The sequence below is a fragment of the Nitrosospira sp. CT genome (genome assembly GCF_059489795.1).
Genome location: NZ_JCAHZJ010000030.1, coordinates 35753 through 54570, shown reverse-complemented (window position 1 = coordinate 54570; position 18818 = coordinate 35753). Strand labels below are relative to the sequence as shown.

16 protein-coding genes are annotated in these 18818 nt (G+C 53.3%); 4 read left to right on the top strand and 12 right to left on the bottom strand.

Translation table 11 applies throughout. The features are described 5' to 3' along the window. Nucleotides 1-33 precede the first annotated feature (33 nt). The 3 genes from AC52W5_RS04890 to AC52W5_RS04880 all read right to left on the bottom strand — a co-directional run bounded on the left by AC52W5_RS04890 (nucleotide 34) and on the right by AC52W5_RS04880 (nucleotide 3773). Nucleotides 34-1560, bottom strand: coding sequence for an efflux RND transporter periplasmic adaptor subunit (locus tag AC52W5_RS04890; RefSeq protein WP_495670189.1), 1527 nt, complete (start codon nucleotides 1558-1560; stop codon nucleotides 34-36). Between the two features lie 2 nt (nucleotides 1561-1562). Then, a complete protein-coding gene (locus AC52W5_RS04885; protein WP_495670188.1) occupies nucleotides 1563-2978 on the bottom strand; it encodes a TolC family protein in 1416 nt (471 codons plus the stop codon). A gap of 426 nt (nucleotides 2979-3404) precedes the next feature. Next, entirely contained in the window at nucleotides 3405-3773 is a 369-nt protein-coding gene (locus AC52W5_RS04880) for a hypothetical protein (protein ID WP_495670187.1), read from the bottom strand. Nucleotides 3774-4166: 393 nt separating this feature from the next. Here AC52W5_RS04880 and AC52W5_RS04875 point away from each other — a divergent pair, with 393 nt between their 5' ends. Further along, complete coding sequence (locus AC52W5_RS04875) at nucleotides 4167-6851, top strand: 3-keto-alpha-glucoside-1,2-lyase-like domain-containing protein (RefSeq protein ID WP_495670186.1); 2685 nt, start codon at nucleotides 4167-4169, stop codon at nucleotides 6849-6851. Between the two features lie 345 nt (nucleotides 6852-7196). Here AC52W5_RS04875 and AC52W5_RS04870 read toward each other — a convergent pair whose 3' ends face one another. Both AC52W5_RS04870 and AC52W5_RS04865 read right to left on the bottom strand, forming a co-directional pair. Next, nucleotides 7197-8468 carry an MFS transporter gene (locus AC52W5_RS04870; RefSeq protein WP_495670185.1) on the bottom strand — a complete coding sequence of 424 codons (1272 nt, stop codon included), beginning with the start codon at nucleotides 8466-8468 and terminating at the stop codon, nucleotides 7197-7199. Between the two features lie 33 nt (nucleotides 8469-8501). Further along, complete coding sequence (locus AC52W5_RS04865; protein WP_495670184.1) at nucleotides 8502-9332, bottom strand: DUF1259 domain-containing protein; 831 nt, start codon at nucleotides 9330-9332, stop codon at nucleotides 8502-8504. Nucleotides 9333-9747: 415 nt separating this feature from the next. On the opposite strand from AC52W5_RS04865, the gene AC52W5_RS04860 reads away from it, so the two are divergent. Beyond that, nucleotides 9748-9933 (top strand): chromate resistance protein ChrB domain-containing protein, encoded by a 186-nt coding sequence (locus tag AC52W5_RS04860; protein WP_495670183.1) that lies wholly within the window; start codon nucleotides 9748-9750, stop codon nucleotides 9931-9933. Between the two features lie 107 nt (nucleotides 9934-10040). Here the strand turns inward: AC52W5_RS04860 and AC52W5_RS04855 are convergent, their stop codons facing one another. Next, nucleotides 10041-11078, bottom strand: a complete 1038-nt coding sequence (locus tag AC52W5_RS04855) for a DMT family transporter (protein ID WP_495670182.1) — start codon at nucleotides 11076-11078, stop codon at nucleotides 10041-10043. Between the two features lie 211 nt (nucleotides 11079-11289). Here AC52W5_RS04855 and AC52W5_RS04850 point away from each other — a divergent pair, with 211 nt between their 5' ends. After that, complete coding sequence (locus AC52W5_RS04850) at nucleotides 11290-11688, top strand: hypothetical protein (protein WP_495670181.1); 399 nt, start codon at nucleotides 11290-11292, stop codon at nucleotides 11686-11688. A 42-nt stretch (nucleotides 11689-11730) separates the two neighbouring features. Here the strand turns inward: AC52W5_RS04850 and AC52W5_RS04845 are convergent, their stop codons facing one another. From AC52W5_RS04845 to AC52W5_RS04835, 3 genes are all read right to left on the bottom strand, one after another. Then, on the bottom strand, nucleotides 11731-12090 hold the full coding sequence (locus tag AC52W5_RS04845; protein WP_074974701.1) for a cupin domain-containing protein: 360 nt from the start codon (nucleotides 12088-12090) through the stop codon (nucleotides 11731-11733). A 112-nt stretch (nucleotides 12091-12202) separates the two neighbouring features. After that, nucleotides 12203-12514, bottom strand: a complete 312-nt coding sequence (locus tag AC52W5_RS04840) for a hypothetical protein (RefSeq protein ID WP_495670180.1) — start codon at nucleotides 12512-12514, stop codon at nucleotides 12203-12205. Nucleotides 12515-13056: 542 nt separating this feature from the next. Continuing rightward, nucleotides 13057-13452, bottom strand: a complete 396-nt coding sequence (locus AC52W5_RS04835) for a hypothetical protein (RefSeq protein WP_495670179.1) — start codon at nucleotides 13450-13452, stop codon at nucleotides 13057-13059. 605 nt (nucleotides 13453-14057) lie between these two features. Between AC52W5_RS04835 and lon the strand changes: the two genes are divergently transcribed. Continuing rightward, nucleotides 14058-16430: an endopeptidase La gene (lon, locus tag AC52W5_RS04830; protein ID WP_495670178.1), complete on the top strand. Its 2373-nt coding sequence runs from the start codon at nucleotides 14058-14060 to the stop codon at nucleotides 16428-16430. A 72-nt stretch (nucleotides 16431-16502) separates the two neighbouring features. Here the strand turns inward: lon and AC52W5_RS04825 are convergent, their stop codons facing one another. From AC52W5_RS04825 to ppa, 3 genes are all read right to left on the bottom strand, one after another. After that, nucleotides 16503-17246 carry an intradiol ring-cleavage dioxygenase gene (locus AC52W5_RS04825; protein WP_495670177.1) on the bottom strand — a complete coding sequence of 248 codons (744 nt, stop codon included), beginning with the start codon at nucleotides 17244-17246 and terminating at the stop codon, nucleotides 16503-16505. A 296-nt stretch (nucleotides 17247-17542) separates the two neighbouring features. Further along, on the bottom strand, nucleotides 17543-18151 hold the full coding sequence (locus tag AC52W5_RS04820) for a GNAT family N-acetyltransferase (protein ID WP_495670176.1): 609 nt from the start codon (nucleotides 18149-18151) through the stop codon (nucleotides 17543-17545). 41 nt (nucleotides 18152-18192) lie between these two features. Then, nucleotides 18193-18741 carry an inorganic diphosphatase gene (ppa, locus tag AC52W5_RS04815; protein WP_074974706.1) on the bottom strand — a complete coding sequence of 183 codons (549 nt, stop codon included), beginning with the start codon at nucleotides 18739-18741 and terminating at the stop codon, nucleotides 18193-18195. Nucleotides 18742-18818 lie beyond the last annotated feature (77 nt).

The following is an 18818-nucleotide window of genomic DNA, read 5'->3' as shown; positions in this document are numbered from 1 at the left end:
ATGGAACCCTTACGTGACCTGCCTGACCCGGATCTAGTGTTCATGGGTAGCCCCCGATTTACCCAGCTCGGCTTTGATCGCAAAGCTGTTGCCTGCCGCGTATTGCTCTCCTGCCTGCAAGCCATCGAGAACCTCGATCATCTTGCCGTCGCTACGCCCCAGTTCCAGCGGCCGCGCTTCGAAATATTCACCATAACGCCCGAATACTACAGTCGAGTCATGAAGTGTCTGGAGCGCGTCGGCAGATACGGCAACAGGTACGGGAATTTCTGCAGCCACCATTTCGGCAGTTACGAACATCCCGGGGCGCCATTTTCCCTCCCTGTTTTGCAGGGCGAGCCGCGCCGTGGCGGTACGGGTCTGGCCGCCGATCAGCGTGGTGATGTAGATAACAACGCCTTCCCCCTCTACATCCGACGCCGTTGCCCTGACGGTTGCCTTTTGCCCAACCTTGACTACATCCAGATCTTTTGGATAAACCGTGATGCCGGCCCACACCGTCGAAACATCGGCAATAACAAAAATATGTTCATCTTCCTTCAGCGTCTGGCCGAGGGCGACAGTCTTGTCGATGATTAGCCCGGATATCGGTGCCCGGACTTCGTAGCGGGCCAGATTGCCGGAAGAAGCCGCTTCCGGCTGTACGCCAAGCGACTGCAGCTTGACCGCAGCCAGGTCCAGTGCAATCTCCGCCTCATTCAGCAGTTCCTGGGCGACGAGGTAGTCCTGCTTGGCGGAGATTTTTTCTTCCCAGAGCTGCCGTTCGCGCTTGTAGGTGGTCTGCGCCAGCGCCAGCCGTTTCCTGGCTACCCGATACTGACTACGCAGTTCTGCCAGCATCTGGCTCTCTATCACCACAAGAATCTCTCCTTTCTGCACCTGCTGGCCGTGGTGGCGCTTCACGGCTGTGACTATTCCCGGCAGGCGGGGTACCACCTGCACGATGGTATGCTCGTTGAAGATGATCTCGCCAGGCAGCTTGAGCATGGGTTTGATGATGGCAGGTCCCGCGGTGCGTATTTCGATGCCGGCGCCTTTCAGCATCTCGTCCGGCATTTCCACCCTGGCCTCGACCTGGTTGTATTCCCAATGGATTGTCTTGCCTTTCCATTGAACGGCAATCACGGCATCAAATGAATGAGGTTCTTTTACTATCTGATCGCTCACCAGGTAATCAGCCTCAGGCGTGAATTTGAATACCTGCGCGGGCGCCCCAAGGCGCGACAGCGTCATGGTGACCTTGGCGGCGGTAGGCGGGAGGGGCTTGCTCTTTTCATATAGATAGAGCCTGAAGCGTGGCGGCACGTTAGCCTCAAAAATAGTTACCTCCAGGCCAAAGCCGTCTGTTCCATCTCCGCTAAAAAGCTTTCCGCCTTTTGGCCCCTCCTGATAGTTCGATGATGCCTTGCCTTCGACCGCAGGTGCTTCATGAGTAGGATAGGCTGCGGAATCCCCGGAGATGGATTGCGAAATCTTGTCGGAGCTGAGTATCAACCCGCCAAGTGCAATTCCTATGGCGATTACGGCAATGATCGGAAACAGTCTCTTCCTGTTATTCACTTCTACTCCTTATCATCCGTAAAATCGGTATAGGCCGGTTCATCGGTGCCCTGTCTGGCAACGCCATCAAGAGGTGCCGCAATCAAACGTTCGATTTCATTGACAAGGCGATGGTAATTGGCGAGCGCACGCACATACAAAACCTGGTTCTGAAACAGGGTGCGCTGTGCGTCGAGCACTTCAAGAAAGCCGAATTTGCCGAGTTCATAACCCTTGTTCGTCACATCGAAAGCACTTCGGGCCGCAGGCAATATCTCCCCGCGCAATATCGATATCTCGTTCTCGGCTGCGGCCAACGATTCGTAGGCCTGTACCAGCTCTGCCTTGAGGAGCAAGTCTGTCGCGGCTTGTTCATCTTGTGCCTTATCCAGGCGTTGATGGGCTTCCCGCAGATTTCCCTGGTTCCGGTCGAATAATTGCAGCGGCATGGAGACGCCTACGACTGCAGTCGTTCCCCCTGATTCCCAATGCTTGATCATGCCGCCCATAAGGGTGATATCGGGAATGCGGCGGGATTGCTCCACTTCGAGCAGCGCCTTGCGATGTTCTATGCCTTTTCTGGCACGATCCGCCATGGGATTCGATAAGACTCGCTCGGTCAATGAGGCTAAACCAGGCAGGACGACCATCGATTCCAGGGCTCCCAGCACCTGCCCAAACTCCGGGGTAGTGTCGCCCCATAGCAGTGCGAGGCGTTTGCGCGCCGCCGCCAGTTCCCGTTGCGCCTGTCCCAGAGCAATTCGTGTAGTGAAAAACGCTACTCCCACTTTAGTCTCTTCTATGGGCGGCACTTTTCCCGCCTGCACCCGGCGCTTGACAGTATCCACCACCTGCTGAGCCAGCCGCTGGCTCTCTTCGGCCAGCCGCAACTGCTCCTGCCCCGCCAGCACCTCTGTAAATACGTTCGCTACCCGTGCGACGAGTTCGAGCCGTTTGGTTTCGAAGTCCTTGCCTGCCAGTGCTTGGCCGAGCGACGCAGCATTTACCCGCGCTGCGCGTTTTCCTCCCAGTTCGATCAATTGACTGATGTGAATGATCAAATCCTGCTGCTCGACATTTTGCTTGATGGCTCTTTGTCCGTTTCCAGCTCCCATGTTTCCGGCATTGTCGACGTTCACCGACAACTGAGGGTTGCGCAACAACCCGGCCTGCAACGTAACCCCCTCCAGGGCGCGCATCTCCTTATCGAAGGAGGCCAGTTCGGGGCTGCGCTGAAGTGTGAGTCGCACGGCATCCCGCAGGGTGAGATTGCTCTTGACTCCAGGGCCAGCAGCATCGGGAAAGCGCGCGTTCTCAACAGCGCGGATGCCCGTAAAAGAGCCGTCAGCACCTGCTGACGGTAAGCAGGTCATCGCAAGGACAAGCATGGCTCCCACGCGCACACACTGTCTGGTGATGAACAACACATGGAAGTTCATGAAGATTTCTCCGCGAGTAATCAAGGGAAACGCATAACTGTAGCTGATACATAAATAGCGGTTTCGCCTGGCCTTCGTCCCCCGTTTGCCCTGAGCCCTTCGGCAGGCTCAAGGCATCACTGAGCCAGATCGAAAGGTCGAAGCTGTTCAGGATCCGCGCTTCAAGGGTTCAGGGGTCGAACAGGGGCTGAGCGGAGGTCGAACGGATGCGCAAGACAGCCTTATCGGGGAATCGGCCGTTCTCGGGTTAAACAAGTACCCGGAACAGTTGCCCGAGGGTGCAGGGGTGCAATATAGAAACCATTTACCCTGTGAAAGGCTTGCCGGATAAACCGGAAGGCGCTTGCGTTAATTCAGGCTGTTAATTCAGGCTAACAGGTCTCGAGTTTGGACCAATGTCACGCTCGGACTGCCCGGCGGCCTGGCTTAAGAGATTCTGCGGGGAGGGTGAAGAGGTGAATCGGGGATGGATTCGGGGATAGTGACGGTAACGAATCCTGTTATGACCTCCTCAGCAGTGGAAGCTGCCACCATGAGGGGTGCTGTCAGGAAAAAGGGCTGATATTGCCCGGCGGCATGCAGGCACAGATGGGTCGCGGCATCCAGATGACCTTTGTCGTCATTCAGGGCATGCTGATGGGCTTCGAGGTGAGCCATCGGATCCAGGGATAGAAGGTGATGAGCATGATCAAGCTCATGCGCAAAGACTTCCCCATTAAATGCCCAGCTCAAGGCGTTTGTCATCATGCTGAAGAACAGCATGAGCATGACGAAATGGATACGGTGCCTGGGCATGATTCTGTTCATGGCATAAGAAAAACGGGAAAAGGAATTCTATACCCTTGAAGCCGGTAGTGCCAATGTTTGTTTCGTTTCGCGCACCTGATTCGGCTGTAGTCCCATACTGCTTCTTCCAGCAATAAAATTCTGCTCCACAATCCAATCTTTCTTCTCATTGTGCTCATACCTTTCCTTGACATTCTCTGCTCATGAACTAGGTTTAATAACACAAAATAAAATGATGGTGTCGAACACAGCTATGCATTGGATGATAAAAAAACAAACAGCGCCAGGGGTATCGTTGAGCGGAGATCAGAACTAGAACTGTATGGTGTCCTGTTCGCTAGAACCAGAAAAATTCTACGAATATCAAAATTCTATGGATATCAAATATAGGAGCAAACCGCCATGCCACTTATCGCCCCCGACTACAACACCGCCTTTACCCGCGATGTTCTCGGACGTTACGACTGCAATACCTTTGACGAAGTGCTCGTTACCATAGATCCAAACACCCGTGCCGCTGCCGGATTGCCTGGCCGAGGCGATCTTCGGCCGTTTGATTTCATCATAATTGGCGGGGGTACATTTGGGGCGGCTATTGCTGAACATCTGTGGTTCCGAAGCACTCAGCGCAGTGAGCGTATTCTCGTGCTCGAGGCTGGTCCTTTCCTCCTACCGGAACACGTGCAGAATCTACCAATGCTCGGCCTCGATACCGCTGGCGCCCGCAAGGATCATTCGCTGCAAGGCGAAGTCTGGGGCCTTGCCTGGAATTCAAGTGATCCTTTCGGTTTTCCTGGGCTTGCTTACTGCCTGGGCGGACGCTCGATTTACTGGGGTGGCTGGTCGCCCCGATTGCTTGACGCAGAAATGCCAAAAGACGTTTGGCCAAAAGGTGTGCTCGACGATTTAACGGCAAAGGTTCTGCCAGATGGCCGAAAGGGTTATTTCCGGCAATCAAGCGATCAGATCGGCGTCACAGAGACGAATGATTTCATTTTTGGCGATCTACACCGAGCGATGCGGCAGCAACTGTTCGGAGGTCTCTCCTCGATCCCTGATGTATATGATCTTGCGTTGCTGCCCGACCATCCCGCAGTCTATTATGGCAACACTCCAGTAACAATCGACGAGCTGGCCAAGCTGCTTGGCATCGATAAATTGCCAAGTCCGCCGCCTTCTATCCAGAAGCTCCGCGATGAAGCAAAACTTGAAGCACCGTTGGCCGTGCAGGGACAAGTGGGCCACGCCGGGTTTTTTCCGTTTAACAAATTCAGCGCTGTTCCGCTGCTCATGAAGGCAGCCCGGGAGGCGGCAACCCAAACCCCATTCGATGGAGTAATAAATCGGCTTGATGACGTAAAAAAACGGCTAATGGTCGTGGAACGCTGCCACGTCACGCAACTCAACACTGTCAATACCGAAGGGGGGCGACGCGTGAGCGAGATCGTTACCGAGCGGGGAGTGCTGCCTGTTTCCCCGGACAGCAAAGTTATCATTGCTCTCGGCACAATCGAGAGCGCTCGCCTCGCGCTAACTTCCTTTGGGACGGATGGAAAAATCGGCAGGAATCTGATAGCCCATTTACGCTCGAATGTCGATTTTCGAGTTCCCCGCGCGGCACTGGCAGCGCTGCCGCCGGCAGTGAAAGCCCTCGAAGCGTCGGCGCTTTTTGTAAAAGGCCGACATGAGTTCAAGAAGGCCGATGGTTCCTCAGATGGCTTTGCGCACTTTCATTTCCAGATTACTGCGTCAGGTCTAGGTGCCAGCGGGGCCAATTCTGAAGCTGAGCTGTTTAAGAAAATCCCGGATATTGACCTGTTCGATGCACACAAGAATGCGACTGACACGCATGTCGTCATTACGATTCGCGGCATCGGTGAGATGGGGCCCAAGAACGACAGTGACTTCGGTAGCTCGGTTACGCTTGATCTTGATCCACAACAAAAAGACGAATTTCAGGCACGGCGAGCATTTGTGACCCTCCAGCCCAACTCTCGCGACTACGAACTGTGGGATGCGATGGATAAGGCGTCGGATGAGGTCGCGAAAGTCTTTGCCAACGGTCAGAAAATCGATGTCATCAAGAACGGAAATGTGATTGTGACGAATATTGATGCGAGTTCACTTGCAACGGTTCTGCCATATAAATTCTCTGATCAGGCCGGTCGCGGCCGCCGCGATGGCCTGGGCACGACACATCATGAAGCCGGAACGTTGCGAATGGGAGAGGATCCGAACAAATCGGTGACCGATCCCGATTGCCGTTTTCATAATGTGACAAACACTTATGTCGCTGGACCCGCACTCTTTCCTACCATCGGTTCACCAAACCCGATGCTCACAGGCATTGCCCTGGTCCGCCGGCTAGGAGATCACTTGATGCCGGAACCGCCGCTCGTGGTATCGGAACCAGGTTTCAGGTATCTATTTGACGGGAGCGATGCGCAGTTCGTGAATTGGGAGATGGCTGGAGGAGGCTCGTTCTCCCGGTTTGGTCGCACGATAATTGCCCAGCAGAATGAAAAAGGCATGGGCTTGCTCTTCTACAAGCCAAAACCCTTTGAGGATTTCACGCTGCGCCTCGATTTTCTTCTTCCTCACCCGCGAGGCAATGACAACGATAACTCGGGTGTCTTCGTTCGGTTCCGCGATCCGCGCCTGCCTGATCCTGCTCCCGATCCGGTTGATCCCGCAGACAATGCCGCTTTCGTTGCGGTTCATACTGGGTTTGAAATCCAGATCGATGAAGAAGCACGTGGTGATAAGCGTTTCGGCGAGCCGGATGGTTCATTTTTTGCGAGAACCGGGGCAATTTATAAAATCAAGTCATTGGGGACCGGCGAAGGACAGCAGAATTACCAAAACAACATCTCCCTTGCGGCACGACAATGGCATCACTACGAAATCGAGGTAAAAAAGCAGGATTACGTGGTTCGGCTCAACGGTCAAGAGGTAACCCGGTTTAAGCGTAGCCTCTCCGATACTGCTAGAGGGAATCCACCCAGCGTTGATCCCAATTCAGGGTATATTGGGCTGCAAACACATACAGGCAACGTAGCTTTTGCAAATGTTCGGATCAATGCATAGAGCAGAGAACTCTATCATTTCGAAGGTTTAAAAGTTCTGTCGGTTGGTTTGGTTGCTGGAGCAAGCGGAAAAAGGAGTTTTCAATGTTCCATCAGTAAAGCTCCGACTGAATTCCCTTGATTTGGCTATTGGGTCTTCTTCGCCGCTTTTTATACCGTCAATGACGCCACATGTTGGGATAACAGCTTTACTCTCCATTGTTCCTTTCGTGAAACGCGAACAGAAATTGTGATTGTAAAATTGAGCCGGAAGCGGGCGGTTGGCCGAAGGCCGTTGACAAGGAGAGTTCAACTGCAACGGCTATTCCCTCGGAAATGGGAATAAAGGCAGCGGCACCTGAAACAATTATCCTCGATCCAGCGGAACATTCACGTGCCTGAAGGACACCAGCAACGCCAGATCATATGCAATCTTCAAAGCTCCACAAGCAATTAAGGGAGCGCTCAGAAGCCCACCGGCCAGCAAGGCACCAGCCAAGCTTGGACTCAGGATTGAGGCGAGGCTGCGGGGTACGGTAGTGAAGCTCGCGGCGGCAGCGCGCTCCGGGGGCGTAACTGCAGCCATCACGTATGTAGTCCGTGTGGGCACATCCATCTGAGATAATGCACTTCGTACCAACAATAGCGTCAGCGCGATTTCTACGTTTGGAGCAATCGCCGCAAAAATGAGACACACGTTCGCAGGGATGTGAGTGAAGACCATCGTGTTAAGCAACCCGATCTTGCGCGCAACTACCGGTGCAGCGAGTTGCGATCCGGCTGATAGAAGCCCTGTGCAGAAGAAGAAGGTTCCTGCCTCTCCCGTTGAGAGTCCAAAGCGCTCAAAAAGCCAGAGTGTGAGTAGCGAATTCACCACCAGTCCACCGGCAAATGCATCAACGCTGAACAACATCGCAAGCTTGAAAACGATACTGCGTGACGGACCCAGCGGCGCTGGTAGTGGCCTGGTAGAGATGTCGCCCGCTGGCAGAGTCCGATAGAGCAGCCAAACCAATCCGCCGAGCAGGCCATATAGCACGAACATTGTGCGCAAACCATCAATCAATGGTAGCCCTGCCCATTGCATCAGCCAGGAGGGGATGCCCGCGGCCAAGGCGCCTACAGCCGCGCTTAGCGAACCAGTAAGCGTGTAACGGGCAAACAGAGTGGTGCGTAGGTTGCCCGTTGCCGCCTGTGCCAGACGAGCATGCTCCAGCGGCAAAAACATGCTCACATCGCCCGAACTCGGATTAAGGGTTCCAACAAATGCGACAACGAGGAGTGGCCAAAATGAAGAGACGCTCGCGAAAGCAAGGCCGGTAGCTGTCATTAACAGGGCAGCAAGCAGCAACAGCCGGCGGCTTGACCATCGGTGGCCGATTACCCCGATCGCCAATGTCGCCAGGGCCGATCCTGCGAGGGTGGCCGTACTTAAATAACCTACGTCCAGCTGGCCAAATCCCAGCGCCAGGAGGTACGCAGGCAGAAGCACGACGACATAACCGTCTGCAAAACCACGCAACGCACGAGCGATCAGTAGTGGAGAAGCAGTTTCGGCTACTCCTACAGGCATGAGCAAGCGGGCAAGCGTGCCGATCCGGCCTGTTTCCGCCGACTTAACCTTCTCTACCTGATCCACGGGCACAAGCCTCCCAGGATTGTGTCACCAGGACTATTCTGGATGGTCAGCTTGTTTATTCAATGCGCTCCTGATGGTTTTGGCCAGGTCCTTCGCATCCCCTTTGCCCCAGTAGTGCATGAATAAATAGTGTGGCTTCTCATGCGTCATGTGTTGATGAATTGCTACAATATTTATGCCGCCTGCTCGCATTGTTCTCAAGACAGTCTGCATTTCATCGGCAAGCATGGCGAAATCTCCATCCACCACCGCCTCGCTATCCGTACCTGCAAACGCCGCCCAGGTGTTTATACCCATTTCTTTTCCCACCGGCACCCCATGCATAGTGGCGGGGCGGCCGATGACAACTTTAAACATGCCATCTTTTGAGCTTCCTTTCATTCCCAGGATTTGTTCCAGAGGCTGAGGGGAAATCTTGTTCTCCTGCGGGATTGTCCTGGGAAACTGCGAAGAGGGTACAGGGTGGGCCGCACGGATTGCAGCGACTTTGTCATAGATCTTTTTAACGCCAGCTGCAAGCTTGGCAGAGCTCCCAATGCCACCGATGTGCATGAAATACACCTTGGGTTCATCAAAGAAAAAATGATTGTGCAAGCCAGTCACTTCCAGTCCCGCCTCGAAAGCCGCGCTTATCACCGGATTGACCTCGTCCTCGAACAGCACGGTGTCGCCCATCATTACAACTTGGCCGTTCTGTGCAGGAGCAAAAGCAGCCCATGAGCCTAAGCCCATGAAAGGTGGCATTGGCCATTTGTCTACTTGTATTTTTACATCTGTGCGGGGTTTGGAAACTTTGAAAACATTTTCTTCTTTTGAGTAGGTTCCTTTGAGCCCTGTCAATCGCTCGATTTCGGCTGTATTCATATTGCCGGAAGCGGCATGCGCTGTTGTCACGAACAGCAGTACCGCGATAGCGAGAGCGAGGAGGCGCAGAGAGGGAACAAAAGAGGGCAGGGCAAGGAAAGGCATAACTATCTCCTTAAGCAATAATGGTGGCAGGTCATGATCAACGTATGTATGTTTGGCTGATTGTTCCAGGCAGTATCAGTTCAAGCATCAAGCCAGCCTTCGCGCTCCCAGGCAAACACTGAATTGTTCACTTTGATTGCGGAACACCACTGCTATATATGCAATATGCTCTACACTTTTTGTAATGTATAAACATCAATATAGATTCCCTTTATGAGTTCCGCAACTACACAATGGCTTCTACTGATTATCAGCCTGCCTACAAATAGCGCAACGGCGCGCATGCGCATCTGGCGGGCGCTGAAATCCCTTGGCTGCGGTTTTTTGCGCGATGGAAGGCTTCGTAGCCGAAGCCAGCGGTTTCGAAGCTGTACTGGCTGGCGTGCGTCAACGCGCAAAGGATGATGACGAGTTGCTAAGTGAGTTCAGCCTTGTTCTTGATGCGCTGTATACGCATTTTTCAAATGATTCACAGTCTTCAGAGATACAGGAATAGGAGAAATGATGACCTCGGCGGTGTCCAGCTAGCTTTGACCAGAGTTTTTCAGAATGGAGAGTTATAGGCGCCTGAATCAATGCATTGACTGCTTGGGGCGTTCTCATTCAGTGGTCATGCCAATGGTGCGCATCAGGATAGTGGGGATGTGAGTGTGCCAGAGGCTTATGGCGATGCCTGTGAGTATGGGCGCCGGTTACAACTTCCGAATGTGCATGCTGGTGGTGGTCGTCATGTATATGCTCATGTTCGTGCTCCAATTCCTCGTGTGTATGCCAGTGCTCGTGTCGCTCGGTCAGATGCAGCCATACGCCGACAGCCATCAACAGCGCTGCTACCACGAACTGAATGGATAGCGATTCTCCCACTAGGGGAATGGCCAGCAGAGCCCCTAAGAATGGTGCTATCGAGAAATATGCGCCTGTACGCGCCGTGCCGAGGTGGCGTAACGCCACTACGAACAACACGAGGCTAAGGCCATAACTGAAAAAGCCCAGGGTGCCGGCAGCCAGCAGAACAAATGGTTGTGGCAGCGTTATGCCCAGCAACCAGGCGATCATAATATTTGTGCCGCCGGCCGTAAGTCCTTTTATCATGGCAATAAATGTGGCGTCTGCCAGAGCCACTTTACGCGTAAGGTTGTTGTCAATTGCCCATCCAAGGCATGCACCGACAATGGCGAGCGCGGGGAGCATTGACTCGAAACTGGCATCGCTTGACCACGTCAGCACTACAGTACCCAGCACGATCAGGATCATGCCGCTGGCAATACGGCGGTCGAAGCTCTCGCGGAACACGAACCAGGCGAGCAATACAGTCAGGACTCCTTCGGCATTCAATAGGAGTGCTGCACTCGAAGCGGGCATGCGAGATAAGCCCCACATTAACAGCACGGGTGCAGTCACACCGCCTGCCAGAATAGCGCAAGCCAGCCATTTGGTTTCCCCATGGCTCAAATGCACTGGGAGAGCTTTTCTAATCAGCCGCAACAGCGCAAGGCCGAGCCCTGAACCGAGATACAACAGTCCGGCTGATAGCCATGGGTTCACCGGGCCGAGCAAAAGTTTGACGACGGGAGTGCCGGTCCCGAACAGAAGTGCAGCCGCCAATGCACTCGGTACTCCTGCGTTATACGGTATGCTCATGCCGTAGCAAGCTTATATCAATGGACTCGTCGAATATGAAGAATCCCATTGCGCTCCTCTTGCACCTCATCCATCACTATTTCATTTGGGTGGTCGTGGCCTCTTATTTTGTTGCTGCGATATTGCCGGTGTTTGGGCTGTGGATTCGTAATGCGGACTTGGGTCGCGTAGAGGTACTTCATCGGAGGTTACTTTTTCCCTTCCTCTCGTGATGCTGGCGGCACTGCTATTTAACGCCGGTTTAGGGATGAAGATCGAGGAAGTGAGGAACCTGCTGAAAACCCCCTTGGTACTGTTGGGCGGGATATTCGGAAATCTGATGGTCCCACTGACTTTCATCATCGCCCTGAACTTTGCAATGAAGCTTTGGCATAACCCGGAAGAGGTCCAGTTGATCCTCGTGGGGCTTGCTTTTGTGGCCGCTATGCCAATTGCTGGTTTCTCAACCGCGTGGACCCAGAATGCCAACGGGAATCTGGCGTTGAGTCTCGGCCTGTCCTGCTCACGACGCTCCTCAGCCCACTGTTATCGCCGCTTGTCCTCCACGCCGTGGCTTTCATGGCCACAGGTGACCACTCAGAAGATTTGCATGAACTCGCTTTTGGGGTAGGCGATCCAAAAGTGGTGCGTGCGGTCGGGCCAGAAGGATTCTTCAGCCGAGATCTATACCTTTCTCTCCTCCTTTGGGTCCCCAGAATACCACCCAGGTTCCAAAATCGCTCGAGAAATTCTCGAACCGGTGCTCAACGTTGGCGGGTACAAAAAGGCAGTCGCCCTCTTTGAATGGATAACGCTCCCCCTCGATCACCAGCTCACCCATTCCCCGATGCACGAAATAGACTTCATCCTGCTCGTGCGGCGTTTGCGGATCATGCCCGATGGGAGCGTAATATTCGACTGACATGGTGCCATGCGCCAGCGCAATGGCAAAACGTTCTCCCATTGGCCATTCCGCGGTTACGGGACCGGGAATGCGGGACAGTACTTCTTCAACGGTGGCTTTGATTTTCAATGAAGACTCCTATCGGAAAAGATCGTGTGTTTATGTCTCGATACGAAATATCGCCTGCCCTCATCCCCTGGCGCTGTGAAAGGCAGAACGCATGCAAGAAATGCTATAAACGTTATTTGTTAGGAAGAGATTCCTCCGGAGTCTCGTCCGATATTTCCTGAAATCTGCCTGACAAAGCAGCTAGAAACTCGCTGCGGGAGGTCAGAAACCGGTAAAGCGGATAGGCAAGAACACCAAAGACTGCACCCAGAAGCAGACCGGCGAACGGAGCTAAAAAGAGAGCGAGCAGCGCTCGCCCGATCCCGCTGCTTTCGAAAGTGAAAAGTGCGTTGAAAGGAGAAAATAGCGTATTGGCGCAACAGAACGACAACGAGTTGAATTTTATAAAGGAGATGAAGTCGAGCTGGACTAAGTATCTCTTCATAGTGTCCTCGCAAGGAAACCCGCGACACAATTGATTGCCCCAGCAGCAATGTGGATTATCAGGGTTATCGGGATTATCGATTGAGAAAAGATAATACACCGGAACGTCTTCCGATATTCCTGCGTGATTAAAGTCGGGGGATTCCTGCGGCGCTCAGACGTGGCATCCGAGCCACCCCTGAGACGCTTCGGTGGGTTCCTGCTGCTGGCGACCTTGCCGCATCGCTCACTTCACAGGCGAACCGGGCGTGTCCCGCCCTTAAAATGTTGATAGCGCCGACAGCATCGGCGTTTTTCTCGAAACCGCATTCCACACACGCGAACCTGGCTTGCGTCTGGCGATTACCGCTGATAAAGGCTTGGAGGCGTTTCAAGGCTTAATGGCTCTGCTTATAAAGAGTGTTGCAGGACGGCTACGCCGTCCGTGCTATCCTTCCCCGCCCTGAAGGACGAGGCTTGCCTCGCATCGAGGTCAGTAAATATCGTACTGTTTCATCAATTTCCCCCAAGGTTCACTGCTGAGCTCCTGGGGCAAAATCCACATCAATGTAACGCTATCGAAGCAATATAATCGCGTTTCGCAGGTTGCGACGCCATCCTGTGGTGAAAAGCAGCTTCGGTAGCTTTCTCTGCCGCCCGCTTGTATTTTTGCACTAGAGCGGCGTGTGACTGTGAATTCTGCTCGTGTCTTCCATACGGGTAGCTTTTGTCCTCGTAATACTGGAGCCGCTTCTCGTGTTCCGCTGCTATTTCCAGGAGTTTCCTGGCTCGGTTTTCATACCGCCTGGCGAGTTCGTCATGGTCGACAAAAGTTCTGATACTTTGTGCGGCCATGCCCACATTGCCATTCCTTGCTTCGAGCATACCGGTCTCGGTGCAAGAGGCCAGCAAGCCCAGCATGGATATGGATGTTAAAAACTTCCTTATTTCTTTTTCCATGATAGGTAGACTCCAATCTCCAATGAAATGGATGAAGTGAAAGCCACTCCATCCTGATGCGTCCATGACATTGGAACATTGTACTCAGTATTACTATAAATAAAATTCACATGTTTTGATTATTATCATAATAATTTCCTTATATATAAGGAACCTTACGTCCCTAACTGCGGTTCTCTCTGGAATATGCCAAAAAATGATATCCCTGCTCACTTTTGCTGTTCGAGCCTTAACGAAGGCAGAGTGTGAGCAAGCAAGGCCGATCTATCACTAGATCTGGCCTGGTGATAGATACACGCTGGCGAAATCTCCTCCAAACCCAACCACCGACCCTACCCCAATAAACAGCACCGTCTCGAGAACACGCAATATATTTCACAACACCTACTTCGCTCGAGAACAAGCATGACATTCATTAACCCTGGCACAATTCCGCCCGAACGAGTCGATAGAAGTTGACCCTCAGCCGTCCGGTGCTAGACTAAAGAGAATAGGTCTTCTTGCTGTGGTATTGCAGCCAGATGCCGAAGCTATTGAGCGTCTGAGTCGGGGAACTCCACGGATTGCTCAGCCGATTCCTCGAATGTTTCTACAGAGAGACCGCTATGGGAGAGCTTATTGTAGCCAAGCCGGAATTGCCTCAGGACGTGATTGCCCTCATACCCATGCGCAATGTAGTGCTGTTCCCGCATGTTCTGACTGCAATCACTGTGGGGCGCGCAAAATCCATTGCTGCGCTGGAGCATGCGCTCGATCCTAAACGACCGCTCGGCATCATCCTGCAAAAAGATCCTGCTGTGGATGAGCCGGGGCGGGATGCGCTGTTTAACGTGGGCACCGTGGTGAATGTTGTCCGGCATCTTGCCTCGCCTGACGGGTTGCGGCATGCCGTCTGCCAGGGATTGAGCCGCTTTTCCATCGAAGAAATGATTGAGGATTATCCGTTTCTCGCCGCCCGTGTGCGGCTTATTATGGAACCCGATGAGGTATCGACGGAGGCTGAGGCCCTTGCGATGCAGTTGCGGGAGCGTACGGTGGAGATACTCTCTCTGCTGCCCGGTGTACCGGCAGAACTGGCTCATGCGCTACAAGCTACTCGCGCACCTTCGCATCTGGCTGATATCGCCGCGAGCCTGCTCGATACCGAAGTTGCAGAGAAGCAGATGCTGCTCGAAACGGTCAGTACGGAGGAGCGGCTGCGCAAGGTGCTTCAGATTTTGTCGCGTCGCATCGAGGTGCTGAGACTATCACAGGAGATTGGTGAGCGTACGAAAGAGCATCTGGAAGACCGTGAACGCAAGTTTCTATTGCGTGAGCAATTGAAGACGATCCAGAAAGAGCTCGGTGAGACGGAGGGGGACGACGAGGAAATAGAGAAGCTGGATGAAGCGATCGCCGAGGCCGGCATGCCGGAAGAGATCGAGGCGCAAGCCAGAAAGGAATTGCAGCGCTTAAAGCGCATGCCTTCAGCTTCCAGTGAATATTCGATGCTGCACACTTACCTTGAATGGATGACGGAGCTGCCCTGGAAGCTCCCGGAGGATGCGCCCATCGACCTCGATGTCGCACGCCAGATTCTCGAACACGATCATTTCGGACTTGAGCGCGTCAAGCAGCGCATTATCGAATTCCTGGCCGTTCAGAAGTTGAAGCCCCAGGGGCGTGCTCCTATCGTGTGTTTTGTCGGTCCGCCTGGGGTGGGAAAGACTTCGCTCGGCCAGAGCATTGCCCGGGCATTGCAGCGGCCGTTCGTGCGCGTGTCATTGGGCGGCGTGCACGACGAGGCGGAAATGCGAGGCCATCGCCGTACCTACATCGGGGCTATGCCGGGCAACATTGTGCAGAGCCTGCGCAAGGCCGGCGCGCGCAACTGTGTAATGATGCTCGATGAGGTTGATAAAATGTCTGCCAGTCTCCACGGTGATCCATCGGCAGCCTTGCTTGAGGTGTTGGACCCCGAACAAAATTCCACGTTTCGGGATAATTACCTGGGTGTGCCCTTCGATCTGAGCCGTGTTGTTTTCATCGCTACGGCGAATGTCATTGATAATGTGCCGCCGCCGGTGCGCGACCGGATGGAGATTATCGACCTTCCGGGCTATACTAGGGAGGAGAAGCTTCAGATCGCGCAGCGTTATCTTGTCGGCCGTCAACGAGAGGCCAACGGGCTGAGCGAGGACCAGTGCGAGATAACGGTGGAAGCGCTCGAAGGCATTATCGCTAATTACACCCGTGAGGCGGGGGTGCGGCAACTCGAACGGGAGATCGGGCGGGTCATGCGCCATGCAGCCATGCGGGTTGCCTCGGATGCGGAGGCCAAGGTGCGCGTGGATGCCGCAGATCTGGATGCTATTCTCGGACCTGCCAAATTCGAGCACGAGACCGGGCTGCTCACCAGTTTGCCAGGTGTTGCGACGGGACTTGCCTGGACGCCTGTAGGCGGCGACATTCTTTTTATTGAAGCAACGCGGGTGAGCGGACGCGGACAACTTATTTTGACCGGGCAGCTTGGCGATGTAATGAAGGAAAGCGCTCAGGCCGCGCTTACGTTGTTGAAAGGTCGGGCAGACAGTCTTCACATTCCCGAATCCGTATTTGAAGGCATCGATGTGCACGTGCACGTGCCGGCAGGTGCTATCCCTAAAGATGGTCCCAGTGCGGGCGTGGCAATGTTTATAGCGCTTGCTTCGCTATTTACCAACCGGCCGGTACACCGGGATGCGGCGATGACGGGGGAGATCAGCCTGCGAGGGATGGTGTTGCCGGTGGGAGGTATCAAGGAGAAGGTGCTTGCCGCCCAGCGTGCGGGCCTGCACAGGGTGCTGCTGCCTGCACGCAACGAGAAAGACCTGCGCGAGGTGCCTGAAACAACGCGTTCCACATTGGAGTTCGTTTTTCTGGAAACAGTGGATGATGCGATTCAAGCATCGCTGGGTCAGCGGGTGCGACGTCAGGAGTCGGAGTTCAAGCTTGTTTGAGTGGATGCTCCCCTCTTTGATGGGTACAAGCCCTCCTGATTCATTCGCCCTTCTTTAATCATTTTACGTCGCTTATCTCTTATCTCTTTTCCCCGTTTTCAGTCCCACATCGAATGTAGTCGCATAACCAACCTCTGCTTCGGTAAGCTTGAGCATCAGTTGTGTTCCGCCCTTGAGATAGATGCTGTCATCTTCATTCCTGGTCCTCTGCTGGTATGAACCCTTTCTCGCATACCCGGCATAGGGGGATTGTGCGTGCACCTTATCGGTAATCGCATCATCGAAATAGAGTTGCGACGTAAATTCACTACCATGCATATATCCAGGCTCGGTACGTATCTTGAAATGAATATGAACAGTTCTGCCAGGATACCAGCCAGGATAAATGGTGATAAAACGCACGCTGCCGTTTCTGTCCGTTACCTGATAGCCGCGAAGGAACTTTTTTCCCACTGTATTGAAATTCCTGTCCTCGACATCAGAATAGATTCCCTGGGCATCGCAATGCCAGATATCGACTATGGCATTGGCAAGCGGCAGGCACCTGTCTGTACCCTCGTTACCTACCGTGAAAACGCGCATTTCAAGTGCAAGCGGAAGGCCCTCTTTTACCGAGCCATCGGAAGGATCGGATCGAACGTCTGAACGGTGCAGGCGCTCATCGACGAAATAGGGGCCTTCCGTTTGCTGAGGTGTTATCACGCATGAAATCATCTTACGGGCTACCTCCCCACTTCCGGCGTTGATGGATGAATTTCGACCCAGCATACTGATTCCGGTTATCCCAAGCAATCCCAGCAGTTTTCGTCGATTCATGCCTGCTCCCCATTTTGTGTTCCTCGATGATGAGGCGCCTGATATGCGATTGTGCCGCCCCAAGCTTGGAGGGTTTGCCCGCTTTTGAAGTTCCTGCTGGAAGGATCAAGCCTGCGATATATCTATGAGTCGGCGAGCAAGCAATACAAACGTCATATCCGCGGAAGCCGGTATCCAGCGATGTTCAAAGCACGCCATTAATTGGTTTCGGCTGGATTCCGGTTTGCTGGATTCAGGGTCAGGCCCGGAATGACGAGATTCCTGGTATTTTCTGGCCGGATCAATAATGCAATATATTACTCGGACGCGGGATTCCCCTGACTAGACGAGAGTTTGTCCAGCAGGTTGTTCTTCACTGACGGCCATTCATGCTGGAGGATCGAATAAACGACAGTATCGCGGATGGAGCCATCGCGCATGATCTGGTGATTGCGCAATATCCCATCTTGCTTCGCGCCCAGGCGTTCAATTGCGGTCCTCGAAACCTGGTTGAAAAAATGTGTTCTGAATTCTACCGCTATCGCTTTCTTTTTCTCAAAGACATGCTGGAGCAATAGCAGTTTGCTTTCCGTGTTCACCCCTGTTTTGCAGACCGATTTCGCATACCAGGTGTAGCCGAGCATGGGGCGCCTGTTTGCTTCATCCACGTTATAGAAACGGGTGGTGCCCACGATTCCGTTTGTTGCATTGAGCCTCACTACAAATGCGATGTTTCCTTTTTCAGCATTTTCAATGGCAGTGATCACATAGTTTTCCATCTGCCCGGGCGAGGGTACATTTGCATACCAGAGCTTCCAGAATTCTCCATCCCTGACCGCATATCGCAAAGGCTCTATGTGATCAGGTGCAAGCGGTTCCAGAGTGACAATCTCACCCTTCAATACGATACGTTCGAGCCAACTCATTTTTTCATGCTGCCTGCTGTTTCCAGTGCTCTTGCCCAGCTTTAAAACATTGGTTTTTTGGTAGCCGAGTTATAGCGGTTCACTCCACTTGTAATTTCCACTTCGGCTTCCATTACCCCTGCCCATCCGGTTATCTTCACCCATTTGCCGGGTTCCAGATCCTTGTAGTGTTCGAAAAAATGGGCAATCTGTGAACGCGTCAGTTCAGACAGGTCAGTGTGAGATTTCACCGCACGGTAGAGGGCGCACAGTTTGTCGATTGGCACGGCCAGAACCTTCGCATCTCCGCCTGCCTCATCGGTCATTTGAAGCATACCCAGCGGCCGGCACCGTACCACCACTCCTGAGATGAGTGGAACCGGTGAAATCACCAGAACATCCACAGGATCGCCATCTTCCGAGAGGGTGTGCGGGATATAACCGTAATTACAGGGATAGTGCATGCATGTCGACATGAAGCGGTCAACGAACATTGCGCCCGTTTCCTTATCCACCTCGTATTTGATGGGGTCGGCATTCATGGGTATTTCTATGATGACATTGAAATCGTTCGGCACGTCGCGGCCAGAGCTGACTCTGTCAAGATTCATTCTTGTTCCTGTTACTGTTGACTGAAAAATCGCTATTATAGCTGTCGGCTCCAGGGATTAACTGCGGATTAAACAAT